The 12,150-nt window shown below is 32.0% G+C and carries 12 protein-coding genes; 5 read left to right on the top strand and 7 right to left on the bottom strand.

Annotation, left to right across the window (positions count from 1 at the left end):
- Window positions 1–257 precede the first annotated feature (257 nt).
- The 3 genes from ACJTHF_RS05290 to ACJTHF_RS05300 all read right to left on the bottom strand — a co-directional run bounded on the left by ACJTHF_RS05290 (window position 258) and on the right by ACJTHF_RS05300 (window position 4,839).
- The gene (locus ACJTHF_RS05290) at window positions 258–1,211 is read right to left on the bottom strand and encodes an L-lactate dehydrogenase (RefSeq protein WP_048540064.1); all 954 of its coding nucleotides are present in this window, start codon (window positions 1,209–1,211) and stop codon (window positions 258–260) included.
- A 23-nt stretch (window positions 1,212–1,234) separates the two neighbouring features.
- Window positions 1,235–2,833: an L-lactate permease gene (locus ACJTHF_RS05295; RefSeq protein ID WP_058592200.1), complete on the bottom strand. Its 1,599-nt coding sequence runs from the start codon at window positions 2,831–2,833 to the stop codon at window positions 1,235–1,237.
- A 284-nt stretch (window positions 2,834–3,117) separates the two neighbouring features.
- Window positions 3,118–4,839, bottom strand: a complete 1,722-nt coding sequence (locus ACJTHF_RS05300; RefSeq protein WP_075578423.1) for an ABC transporter ATP-binding protein — start codon at window positions 4,837–4,839, stop codon at window positions 3,118–3,120.
- 185 nt (window positions 4,840–5,024) lie between these two features.
- Here ACJTHF_RS05300 and pbp4 point away from each other — a divergent pair, with 185 nt between their 5' ends.
- On the top strand, window positions 5,025–6,392 hold the full coding sequence (gene pbp4, locus ACJTHF_RS05305; RefSeq protein ID WP_058592202.1) for a penicillin-binding protein PBP4: 1,368 nt from the start codon (window positions 5,025–5,027) through the stop codon (window positions 6,390–6,392).
- Window positions 6,393–6,480: 88 nt separating this feature from the next.
- A complete protein-coding gene (locus ACJTHF_RS05310) occupies window positions 6,481–7,230 on the top strand; it encodes a M50 family metallopeptidase (RefSeq protein ID WP_106417536.1) in 750 nt (249 codons plus the stop codon).
- A gap of 255 nt (window positions 7,231–7,485) precedes the next feature.
- Here the strand turns inward: ACJTHF_RS05310 and ACJTHF_RS05315 are convergent, their stop codons facing one another.
- Window positions 7,486–8,136, bottom strand: coding sequence for a metal-dependent transcriptional regulator (locus tag ACJTHF_RS05315; protein ID WP_058592204.1), 651 nt, complete (start codon window positions 8,134–8,136; stop codon window positions 7,486–7,488).
- A gap of 144 nt (window positions 8,137–8,280) precedes the next feature.
- Between ACJTHF_RS05315 and ACJTHF_RS05320 the strand changes: the two genes are divergently transcribed.
- The 3 genes from ACJTHF_RS05320 to mntC are packed head-to-tail and all read left to right on the top strand — an operon-like array spanning window position 8,281 to window position 10,743.
- Window positions 8,281–8,994 (top strand): metal ABC transporter ATP-binding protein, encoded by a 714-nt coding sequence (locus ACJTHF_RS05320; RefSeq protein WP_058592205.1) that lies wholly within the window; start codon window positions 8,281–8,283, stop codon window positions 8,992–8,994.
- Window positions 8,991–9,815, top strand: coding sequence for a metal ABC transporter permease (locus ACJTHF_RS05325; RefSeq protein ID WP_058592206.1), 825 nt, complete (start codon window positions 8,991–8,993; stop codon window positions 9,813–9,815). The genes ACJTHF_RS05320 and ACJTHF_RS05325 overlap by 4 nt, the downstream gene beginning before the upstream one ends.
- 10 nt (window positions 9,816–9,825) lie before the next feature.
- A complete protein-coding gene (mntC, locus tag ACJTHF_RS05330) occupies window positions 9,826–10,743 on the top strand; it encodes a manganese ABC transporter substrate-binding lipoprotein MntC (protein WP_084756666.1) in 918 nt (305 codons plus the stop codon).
- 160 nt (window positions 10,744–10,903) lie between these two features.
- Here the strand turns inward: mntC and ACJTHF_RS05335 are convergent, their stop codons facing one another.
- Genes ACJTHF_RS05335 through ACJTHF_RS05345 form a run of 3 tightly spaced genes read right to left on the bottom strand, consistent with a single transcriptional unit; the run spans window position 10,904 to window position 12,148 of the window.
- Complete coding sequence (locus ACJTHF_RS05335; protein WP_025906003.1) at window positions 10,904–11,395, bottom strand: Na+/H+ antiporter subunit G; 492 nt, start codon at window positions 11,393–11,395, stop codon at window positions 10,904–10,906.
- Window positions 11,373–11,666, bottom strand: coding sequence for a monovalent cation/H+ antiporter complex subunit F (locus ACJTHF_RS05340; protein WP_078355149.1), 294 nt, complete (start codon window positions 11,664–11,666; stop codon window positions 11,373–11,375). The genes ACJTHF_RS05335 and ACJTHF_RS05340 overlap by 23 nt, the downstream gene beginning before the upstream one ends.
- Window positions 11,666–12,148: a Na+/H+ antiporter subunit E gene (locus tag ACJTHF_RS05345; RefSeq protein WP_048540046.1), complete on the bottom strand. Its 483-nt coding sequence runs from the start codon at window positions 12,146–12,148 to the stop codon at window positions 11,666–11,668. The genes ACJTHF_RS05340 and ACJTHF_RS05345 overlap by 1 nt, the downstream gene beginning before the upstream one ends.
- Window positions 12,149–12,150 lie beyond the last annotated feature (2 nt).

A 12,150-nucleotide genomic window follows, 5' to 3' on the forward strand; every position in this document is an offset into this window, starting at 1 on the left:
GTGATGTCTTGGCTTAATTAGAGCGTTAAGCCATGACTTAGGCTATCTCTTGGCTTTATTCAGACATTAAGCCACAACTCGTGTGTTTATTCCTCCTTTAACTCACATCTTCCACTATCTTATATCTTCAATCCCCTTCATTTTCACATTCACCACTTAATTCAAACTGTCATCACCAAAAAAGTACCGACAAAATCGTTTCTAGATTTTGTCGGTACTACTGTCTTCGTATATTAAACCCCTGATATATCTTCCTCTTAAAATTCTTTTTCAAAGGGTTCTTGTATATCTTTTAACACTTTAACAGAGTTATCAAATAATGATTTTTCTTCTTCATCTAATGGCATTTCGATAACTTCTCTAATGCCTGATCTGTTTATAAGTGCTGGTACGCCTATATATACACCTTCATGTCCATACTCGCCTTCTAAATATGCAGACACTGTTAACACCACATCTTGGTTGTTCAAAATAGCTTTTGTAATACGCATTAACCCCATTGCTACTCCATAATAAGTTGCACCTTTTGCTTCAATAATTTCATATGCTGCATCACGAGTTTGTACAAATATTTCTTCTACTCTATGTTTGCGTGTTTCATCTTTTTCAATAATACTTCTTAATGGTTTACCTGCAATATTGGCATGAGACCAAACTGGTAATTCTGAATCACCATGTTCACCAATAATATTTGCATGAACACTTTGTGGTGCGACATCGAATTCTTCACTTAATAAATATCTAAATCTTGCTGTATCTAATATAGTACCTGATCCGATTACACGTTCTTTTGATAAACCTGAGAATTTCATAGTTGCATATGTTAATACATCTACTGGGTTAGTTGCAATTAAGAATATACCATCAAATCCTGAATCCATAATTTCAGTAACGATTGATTTGAAAATTTTCATATTTTTTGCTACTAAATCTAGTCTTGTTTCACCTGGTTTTTGAGCTGCACCTGCACAAATCACAACTAAGTCTGCATCATGACAATCTTTATAATCACCTGATTTAACTTTAATTGGTGAAGGACCATATACTGTACCATGATTTAAATCCATTACATCCCCGATTACTTTCTTTTTATCTAAGTCTATGATGACAAATTCATCACAAATACCTTGGTTTATCATTGAAAATGCATAACTTGAACCTACTGCACCATTACCTACTAATACGACTTTTTTACCTTTGAATTGTTTCATTATAATCGCTCCTCAATTTATATTTATAAAATTATTGTTAAAATAAATGTCCATATACAGATGAATATTAAGAATCCTACGCTATATTTCAAAGTCATTTTGAGCAATTCAGACTCTTTACCAACTTCTTTAACAGCAGCTGTTGCAATTGCGATAGATTGTGGTGAGATTAATTTAGCTGCTACACCACCTGCTGTATTTGCAGCAACTAACAATGGTCCACTTGTACCAATTTGACTAGCTACTGATGCTTGAATTGGTGCAAACAATGTGTTGTTATTTACAACTGAACCAGTCATGAATACACCTATCCAACCTAATACTGGAGATAGTATCGGGAAGATGTTACCAGCTTTTGCAATACCTTGTCCCATTGCACCTGTAAGTCCACCATAAGTTGTAATTTTCGCGATAGCTAAAATAAAACAGATTGTCAAAATTGGTAACCAAAGTTCTTTAATTGTTACGCCTAATAAATTAAAGGCATCACTGAACTTAAAGTGTTTCGAAATGAGTATTGTGATCACTACTGAAATTAATATTGCAGTACCTGTTGCACTAAATATGTCGATTTTTAATGTAATCAGTTTATTTGTAATTTCATTAAATGTTCCTGGAATATTTATATTCCATACTAATGAAGAAAGTAAACCACCTTCAGCAAATAAAGCTTTGAAAAATGGTGCACTCCATATCATGACAAAAATCGTTAAAATATAGAATGGGCTCCATGCATACATAATGGATTTAACAGAATGTTTCTTTGTTTCCAATACTTCTTGATCTGAAACTCTGAAAATATTTTTAGGTTGGTAATATTTTGAGAAAATTGCTAATGCAACCATTGATAATAATGGTGGTATAATATCAGCCAATTCTGGACCTTGGAAATACGTAATCAATATTTGTAAGCCAGTATATGTTGTACTTACAACAAGTATCATCGGTAAAATTTCTTTCACACCTTTAAATCCATCTAATATCATGACAAGTAAAAACGGAATAAAGAAGTTCAGGATTGGGAGTGTAAGTGTTGAAATCTGTGATACTTCAAGCGCTGAGATATTACCGTGAAGACCTAAACTATCTATAATACCAACTGGAATACCTATAGCACCAAAAGCGCCTGCTGCTCCGTTAGCAATTAAACAAAGCATTGCTGCCTGTAAAGGTTTAAAACCAATTTGAATTAACAATACACTACATATTGCGATAGGGACACCAAAACCAGCGGCACCTTCTAAAAATGCATTAAAGCTAAAACCTATTAATAATAATTGGATACGTTGGTCTTGAGAAATACCTGAAATACTATCTTGAATGATACTGAATTGTCCTGTACCAATTGAAACTTTGTATAACCATACTGCCATTACGACAATATAGCCTATTGGAAGAATACCTTGAAAGAATCCTTCTGTTATAGCACCAATCGCCACAGTATGTGGTAATTCGAAGATAAATGATGCAATGACTAAAGTTACAATAAGTGTCGTAATAGATGCATAAATACCTTTCATTTTAAAAACTGTTAAACATAATAGAAATAATATAATCGGTATACTAGCAACAATTGCTGATAGTGTAACGTTGTCTAATGGATTTATATTATTTAGTAGCACAATGAACAACTTCTTTCTTATTTTTATTTTTCAAGATGCGCATCTTTAACTTTTGTGATTCTTTTCACAATGTAAATATAGCACCTCAATTTCTTGAGGTCAATAGGTTTTATGCATATTTTGTGAAAATATTCACGATTTATTTACTACTGATTTTTTGATTTTTATTGAATCCTTTGCCCTATCTAAATGGTTGCGTTTTCATTATTTCTCATATTTTTTTAACTTTTTATAATAAAAACAAGATCCTGAAATATTTTTCTAAGATCTTGTTCAATACTATATTATTCAGTTAAACTTTGCGTATTTACAAAATGTCTATACTTTTCATGAGATGCTAATAATTCTTGATGTGTACCTACACCTGTAATTTGACCTTTATCTAAAAATACAATTTGATTGGCTTTTTTAATCGTAGCAAGTCTATGTGCAATCACAATAGTTGTGCGATCTTTCATTAATTCATTTAATGCTTGTTGAATGTAGAATTCACTTTCACTATCTAAATTAGCTGTCGCTTCATCTAATAGTAAAATATCTGGATTCTTAATGAAACTCCGTGCGATATCTATACGTTGTCTTTGCCCGCCAGATAATTTTGTACCTCTTTCACCGATTTCTGTATCAAACCCTTGTGGAAATGCCATTATAAAATCATAACATCGTGCCATCTTCGTATAGTGTACAAGTGTTTCTTCTTCTACTTCTGAATAGACACCATATGTTAAATTATCTCTTATCGTCCCTGACATCATTGCATTAGATTGCATAACATATCCAATTTTCTGTCGCCAATATTTTAAAGATATATCATCTATTGGTTGGTTTCCATATAATATTTGGCCGTGATCGATTGGATAAAGTCTTTCAATTAAACTAAACAGCGTACTTTTTCCTGAGCCAGAAGGACCAACAAATGCCGTAACTTCTCCAGATCGAATAGATAAAGATAAATCTTTAATAACGGAATGAGCTTCATATCCAAATGAAACATTTTCAAATGTAATATCTTGATGATTCGTAATCGGTTGATTATGATCATCACCTCTTTTTTCCGCTTCTTCTTGATAAATCTCATAGATACGTTCACTTGCGCCGACAGCTTTCTTATAATCCGTTAAAAACATTGAAAAATTCAAAATTGGCGCTGATAATTGCACGACATAGAATATCATTGCGACCAATGTACCTGCAGTAATCGCTCCACTCGAAACTCTAATACCACCAAAACCAAGTATCACAGCCACTGTTAACGTCATAATAACGCCTGAAAGCGGGGAAATGATTGCTCTGATTTTAGCTTCTTTTAAACCAAGATCATATATACCTAATAAAGTTCCTTTTGTTTTTTCGAGTTCTTTTTCTTCTGATGTTGTCACTTTAACTAATTTCATTTCAGTCAGCACTCTTCCTAATATACCGCTGAATCTAGAAATCTCAGTTTGTGTGTCTCTTGAGATTTTACCCATTTTTCGTCCTAAAGGTACCATTATTCCTATAAATATTGGTAAGATTAGGAACGTCATGAGCGTCATTTGCCAATCTAAAATAAATAACATCACTATCGAACCAATAAGTGTTAACAATGATGGTAATACGCTAGGTGCTTTTTCAGAGATAAATAAGTTAATCACATTCGTATCATCTGTAATTCTACTCATCAATTGTCCACTTTCATTTTTGTCAAAGAAACTCATTTTCAAATTGATTAAATGCTTCCAGAGCTTTTCCCTAATTGAATAAATTGTTTTTTCACCAATCTTGCTTAGTAAATATGTCCCGATACCACTCAAGACTGCATTTACTAAAAATACGCCTATAAAAAGCCAAACCATTCTTAAATCTAAACTTTCTGCATTAAATGTATCTACTAATTTCCCAGTAAATAATGGTACAAGCAAACCACTAAGACTACCTAAAATTGAAAGTGTCATAGCCGTAAACACTAATTTTTTAGGCCAGTCTACCTTTTTTAGTAAATAAAGCAGAGGATTTTGTTTTGTCATTTTAATAACCTCTTCACTAAAGTTAATGATATAGTTATATTTTACAGCATTGAGATTATACATACCAAATTTAAAATATGTTCACAAAAAATTAACGTTCATTTGTTATCTTATTGTAGGGTAGTTAATTAATATATGTTAGAATGATATAGTTAATTTTAAAAATAAATAAAGAGGTCTTATCCATGAAAAAAAGTCTATTATTATTTTTTGCATTACTTATATTGAGCATATCGGTAACTCAAAATACTTATGCAGCGGATAATCCGAAATCACCAACACAAGTAGCCAATGAAAATGGATACTCACTCGGTGAAATCTATGAACCTGAAGGCGCTATTAACTATAGTTCTGAGACTGGTCAAATTATGTATGAATATAAAATAGATGCTAAATGGTATCCAGCAAGTATGTCTAAATTAATGACATTATATTTAACTGAGAAAGCAATCAATAGTGGTAAACTTGATAAAAATGCTAAAGTTAAAATGACGGATGAAGAATATCGTTTATCTACATTACCAGAATTAAGTAATACAAAATTGTATCCAGGAGATGTATATACAATCTCTGAACTTATGCAAATAACCGTTTCTAACTCTTCAAATGCAGGTGCGATGATTTTAGGAAGAGAAACGATGAAAGCTGAGAACTTAGCTTCTGCTAAAAAGATAGATAAAAAAGATAAAGACTCCAATAAAAATACTGCATCTAAACAACAAAAAAAGGATTTAGATTCTGACTTTGTTGACTACATGAATGAAACAGCAAAGAAATTAGGTATGGAACATACAAAATTCTACAATGCCAACGGTGCTTCTAATAATTTATTATTAGAATATAAAGCAAAACGATATCAATCAGATGAGGATAATTATTCAACATCTAGAGACTATGCAATTTTAACGCAACACCTTGTAAAACAGTATCCTGATATTTTAGAATACACTAAAAAAGTTGCCCCTACTGTTCACTACGTTACATATTATACGTATAATCATTCACTTGAAGGTGCAGATATGTCACTTAAAGGTACAGATGGTCTAAAAACGGGTTCTAGTGACACAGCGGACTATAACCACAGTCTTTCTACTAAAAGAGATGGATTAAGAATTAATCAAATTCTCTTTGGTGCCGGAGACTATAATAGTGTCGGTGGTGAGAAAGAACGTAATATGATGGGTAATAGCTTGATGGAAAAATCATTTAAAGAATATGAATGGAAAAAAGTATTATCTAAAGGGACTCAAAAAATTAATGGCAAGAAATATTATGTAACAGAAGATTTATATGATGTCGTTCGTAAAGGCGTAGATTATAAAGTTGTACTTCAAGATGGACGTGCAAGCATTGATTATAACCGATCTTATATCGATGATAGCTATGGTCCACCATCTGTAAAAGTAGAAACACCAAGTAAACATAAATTTAACGAAACAAAGAAAAAAGTTACAAGCACTGATAATAGACCTATTATTATGACAGCATCTATTTTACTTGCTGTCGGTATTATCCTTTTATTAACTTGGTTAATCAAGCGTAAGAAAAAATAATAACGGATATTAAGTCTTAAGTCCGACAACAAAAACGTCACTTTAGTGTAGAATAGTCTTAAACTATTCAATACGAGGTGACGTTTTTTTGATTCAATTTTTACCGAACTTTCTATCAGAACCAATTAATTTATCCTTAACAACGATAACGATCATCGCGCTTATATATGTATTTGTTCATCATAGAAGACAACAACCCATTTTAAGTTTAATCGATATTATTCTAGGATATTTTCCAATACTCATCCATGAGATGGGTCATGTTATAGCAAATAAACTATCAGGTGGTAAGCCTAAAGACCTCGTAGTTGTTTGGCGTCGTAAAGAGCGTATGGAAACCGGTAGACAAGGTTACGCCGTTACTGGTTCTAAATCACGATTAAATCAATTTATAACGACTTTATTCGGTTATATCATGCCGCCAATTATGTTGATTTTAGGTGTATGGCTTAAACATCACACATTCGGACCAATTTTCTTAATCATTCTTCTGATTATGTTTTTATTCTATGTCATATTAACATCTAAGAAATTTATCCCAAGTATCATTCTCGTCATTATTGCAGTAGCTTTATATGAAGTACTGTCTGCACCGAATATACATGGCTTTGGACAAATCATTACGTATATTTATCACATTAGTTTAGGAACATTATTAGGTGAAGTCGCACAATCAAGTATTACAATATTCCTATTAACATTCTCTCGTTCAAGACAAGAATGGGATGGTAGTCAGTTAAAACAGCTCACTAAAATTCCAACTATTTTCTTTAGTGTCATATGGATAGCAATTAATGTATATGCGGTTATGTATACTTTTAATATTTTATGGCCATAGATATTGGAACTTTTAATATGAAGTCTTCGCGTAGTATAATTCGACTTTATACTTTACTGCACGATATCTCTTAGTCTTCGTGCGTTACACTCTGATTTTGTACCTTAGCGCACGATATCTCTCAGTCTTCGTGCGTTACATCCTGATTTTGTACCTTAGCGCACGATATCTCTTAGTCTTCGTGCGTTATATTGTATCCATTAACAAAAAACCAGCAGAAATTCATTCGTTTGAATTTCTGCTGGTTTTTACTTATTAAGCTGTTTTTATACCAAACAAATATGATGCATTTGTTTCGCTTATCATAATTGTTTTATCTTCAAGTTTAAGTTCTATGAGTTGGTTTAAGCTATCTTTATTGCTAATTGTTACTACATCTCCAATATGCAATTCTTGATTACTTAAATAATCTAGGAGATTCACGTAATCCATTACACGTTTAATTTCAACGTCATCTCCAATTTCAAACTCATTTAATGATGTGTTATAAATTTCTTCTATTTGATTCTCTCTTGGAATAATACCACCATGCGGACAAGTTGTTGGGTAACCCATTAACTTATCTATCTTATCTATAAAACGGTCAGATACACGATGTTCAAGTATTTCTGCTTCTTCGTGAACCTCATCCCAAGTATATTCAAGTTCTTCTATTAAGAATCGCTCTATTAGTCTATGTCTTTTAATAATATTTGTTGTATGATCTAAACCCTTTTGAGTTAATTTCACACCTTTATATGGACGAATATCTACATAATCATCCTTTTTCAAACGTAACATCATTTCACTTACTGATGAAGGTTTAATATTTAAATCTTGCGCTAAATTCTTATTGGATACGTAATCTGTTGTGCCATTTAATCCAAAAATCGCTTTTAAGTAGTCTTCTTGTTCTTCAGTCAACATCTACTCTGACCTCACTTTTATTATCGTATATTTATTGTACCACGATTTATTTTTACAGGCTATCTCTTGACTTTAGATAATTTTCTAATATAATCAAATTATAGTTTAGGTTAACCTAAACTTATTTTTAGAAAAGGTGATAACATGTTGCAGGTAAAAAATTTGAATTTATATTTAGGTCAACAGCACATATTGCATGATATTAATTTAACAATTAAATCTACGGGTGAATTAATTGGCATAATGGGACCAAATGGTGCAGGAAAATCTTCATTTATTAAATCGATTTTGGGTGAATTTAAGGCATCAGGTGAAGTTTATTGGCAAGACAAACCGATAAACCAACAGTTGAAACAGTTAACGTATATTCCTCAAAGAAATCAATTAGATCTAGATTTCCCTATCACTGTTCAAGATAGTTTGTTAACAGGCTACTATGCTACATCAGGTTGGTTTAGACCGTTAAAAAAGGAAGCTTATCAAAAAAGGGATCAATTAATGTCAGAGTTACAACTTACTTCATTAAAAGATAAGACATTAAATCAATTAAGTGGTGGACAATTACAACGTGTTCTTTTAGCAAAGTCTTTAATGAAAGACAGTGATTTATTATGTCTCGATGAACCATTTGTCGGCATTGATTTTAAGAGTGAAGAAATCATGATAAACATGCTTAGAAGATTAAAGTCAGAAGGAAAACTCATCATCATTGTTCATCATGACATTCAAAAAGCCAAATTATATTTTGATAGAATCATCCTCCTCAATCGAACTATTAAATTTTTTGGCTCAGCATCTGAAGCTTTAACAGAACACAATATTAAAGAAGTATTTCTAAAGGAAGGCGTTACACCATGATTAATGAATTTATCTCATCCCTAATACAATATAATTTTTTAAGTCGAGCACTGATTACTGCAATTATAGTTGGTGTTGTCTGTGGCATTGTAGGTAGCCTCATAATATTAAGAGGTTTATCTTTAATGGGTGATGCTATGAGCCACGCTGTACTACCTGGTGTTGCAATAAGCTATGTATTAAACATCCCAATGTTTATAGGAGCCTTGTTCACGGGTATGTTAACGAGCTTTCTGATAGGTTATATTGCCCAACACTCTAAAACTAAAAATGACGCAGCTATTGGTATTATCTTTACTGCATTCTTTTCCCTTGGAATTATTATCATAAGTCAAATTAACTCCTCTACTGATTTATATCATATTTTATTCGGGAACATACTAGCAGTAACTTCAAGTGCATTTTATACAACGAGTATTGTCAGTCTGATTGTTATCGCTTGTGTCATATTATTTTACAAACCCTTGCATTTATCAACATTTGACCCTATTGCAGCTAGAATGAGTGGTTTAAATGTAAAATTCATTCATTATTTTGTCATGATGCTATTGGCGCTCGTAACAGTTGCTAGTTTACAAACAGTGGGCATTATACTTGTCGTTGCACTACTCATTACACCGAGTTCAGCTGCATTTTTAATAACTAAATCATTAAAATCAATGATGATTGTCGCAAGTATTATCAGTGCAATATGTGCGGCCTGTGGCATGTATGTTAGCTACCTTTATAACTTACCAAGTGGCGCGTGTATCGTATTAGTCTGCTGCTTTGTATATATGATTACATTCACCATACATAAAATGAAAATAAAATTTGCTTAGGAGGTTAAACATGAAAAAGTTATTTATGCCTTTACTCGTTGTTATTATTTTATTAAGTGCTTGTAATGCGTCGTCTTCAAATGACGATAAAAATTTAAAAGTTGTAACAACAAACTCAATATTAGCTGATATGACAAAAGAAGTAACAAAGACTGACGCAAAAGTCACAAGTATCGTTCCTATTGGACAAGACCCTCACGAATATGAAATCAAACCTAAAGACGTCAAAGCTTTAACAGATGCAGATGTCATTATATATAATGGTTTTAATCTTGAAAGTGGAAATGGTTGGTTTGAAAAAGCATTAGAACAAGCAGGTAAAAAAATCTCAGACAAAAATGTTATTCAAGCAACTGAAGACGTTACGCCTATTTATTTAAAAGGTGGAGAAGGCGATAAAAATAAAATCGATCCACATGCTTGGTTAAGCATTGAAAATGGTATAAAATACGTAAATACAATTGAAAAGCACTTAAGTGATATAGATAAAGATCACAGTAAACAATTTAAAGATAATGCTGAGAAATACACGAATAAATTAGATAAACTACATCATAAAATGATGACAGCATTCAATGATATTCCTGAAGATAAACGTGCTTTTATAACAAGTGAAGGTGCATTTAAATACTTTGCGAAAAGCTATCATATTACACCAGGATATATATGGGAGATTAATACAGAAAAACAAGGTACACCAGACCAAATGAAACAAGCCATTAAATTTGTGAAAGACCACGATTTAAAATCATTAGTCGTCGAAACAAGTGTTGATAAGAAAAGTATGCAGACATTAGCAGAAGAAACAAACCTCAACATTAAAGATGAAGTATTTACAGATTCAATCGGTAAAAAAGAATCTAAAGGTAACTCATATTACAACATGATGGAACACAATGCAGAAGCTATTCATAACAGTATGAAATAATAAAAAAAGAGGTCGAGATTTAATCATCTCGACCTCTTTTTTTGTGTATTTAACTATCATTATTCTGAATTCTGGTAATTAGAACTCGTATCCTTACGGACATTTCTCAGAATTCTGTCCCTAACGACACCCATAACATACACTTCTCAAACAATATCTATTATTTTAATGTTGGATCATCTTTTTTCATGACTTGTTTATATTTACTAAATGTTTCTTTATCATTTTTAGAAAATGCTTCGTTCATCATTTGTCTTTTTTCGGCTCTTCTTCTTCTGTCTTTTTTTGTTTCTTTACGATCATACCTGAAGTTTAGTGAAGTACCTTTTTTAGTAAATTCTTTCATATACATATATGATCCTGAATTATAAGCTGCTCTAATAATCATATGTCCTGCTACTGGAGATGTTAAATATAAGAACAGTATTGTTAATAATGTTCGGACACTAAAGTATTCTTGTGTCACTAAGAAATATATAAACACACCTGTCAAAGTAAGCAACACAGATAATGTAGAGCTTTTAGTAGCGGCATGACTTCGAAGAAATGTATCTCTAAAGCGTACAATTCCTATCGCACTAATGAGCGCTGCTATTGAACCTAACAATATTGATAAAGCGGCAATTAAACTAACGATCTCGCTTAGATTCAAAGACACGACCCCCTTCTATGAAACGTGAAATACCTACTGTACTCAAGAAAGAAAGTATTGCGATAATTAAACTCGCTTCTAAATAACTGAATGTATCATAAATAATGCTTAATACCCCTACTACGGAAACTAGAATCGCACCGATAGCATCAAAAGCAATGACTCTATCTGCGGTAGTAGGACCTATGATCATTCTGAGAAGTACGACAACAATGGAAATACCATATATAACAAGCGCTGTTTTGATAATTGCTAAAATGATAAATGACATTATTTAAGCACCTCCCAGATTAGTTTTTCGTATTTCTTAATTTGCTTCGTTAAAATTTCTTTTTCTTTATCTGAAATATCAATTGCATGTATAAAGAATCTTCTACCATCAGGTGAAAGTCTAAGCACGACGGAACCTGGTGTAAGCATAATAAGCAATGTTAACAATGTAATCGCCCAATCTTGTTTTAACGTTGTTTCATAAGTTACAAGACCTGGATTAACTTTGTTCGTTTTAAATAAAATATAATTGATTGTTGTCATACTTGAAGTCACAAGTTGATAGTTATAAACACATATAAACTTGAAGATTACCCAAACCTTTTTCAAGTAGAAGACATGTCCAAAGAATCTATGCATTAAATAAACAATAAAGATACCAATGAGATATCCACCAACAAAGGTTGATAAATGAAATTTATCTTCATCTTGGAACAGCGTCCATAAGAAGGCGATTAAAATATTTAATAACAACTGTGCCATTA

Origin of the sequence: Mammaliicoccus sp. RAM2, assembly GCF_045897195.1 — a bacterium.
Classification (GTDB): Bacteria; Bacillota; Bacilli; order Staphylococcales; family Staphylococcaceae; genus Mammaliicoccus; species Mammaliicoccus sciuri.

Bases quoted from the DNA above. Each gene is read 5' to 3' on its own strand.
- ACJTHF_RS05345 (WP_048540046.1), bottom strand. From the start codon at position 12,148: ATGGCACAGTTGTTATTAAATATTTTAATCGCCTTCTTATGGACGCTG.
- mntC (WP_084756666.1), top strand. From the start codon at position 9,826: ATGAAAAAGTTATTTATGCCTTTACTCGTTGTTATTATTTTATTAAGT.
- ACJTHF_RS05300 (WP_075578423.1), bottom strand. From the start codon at position 4,839: ATGACAAAACAAAATCCTCTGCTTTATTTACTAAAAAAGGTAGACTGG.
- pbp4 (WP_058592202.1), top strand. From the start codon at position 5,025: ATGAAAAAAAGTCTATTATTATTTTTTGCATTACTTATATTGAGCATA.
- ACJTHF_RS05325 (WP_058592206.1), top strand. From the start codon at position 8,991: ATGATTAATGAATTTATCTCATCCCTAATACAATATAATTTTTTAAGT.
- ACJTHF_RS05315 (WP_058592204.1), bottom strand. From the start codon at position 8,136: ATGTTGACTGAAGAACAAGAAGACTACTTAAAAGCGATTTTTGGATTA.
- ACJTHF_RS05340 (WP_078355149.1), bottom strand. From the start codon at position 11,666: ATGTCATTTATCATTTTAGCAATTATCAAAACAGCGCTTGTTATATAT.
- ACJTHF_RS05320 (WP_058592205.1), top strand. From the start codon at position 8,281: ATGTTGCAGGTAAAAAATTTGAATTTATATTTAGGTCAACAGCACATA.
- ACJTHF_RS05290 (WP_048540064.1), bottom strand. From the start codon at position 1,211: ATGAAACAATTCAAAGGTAAAAAAGTCGTATTAGTAGGTAATGGTGCA.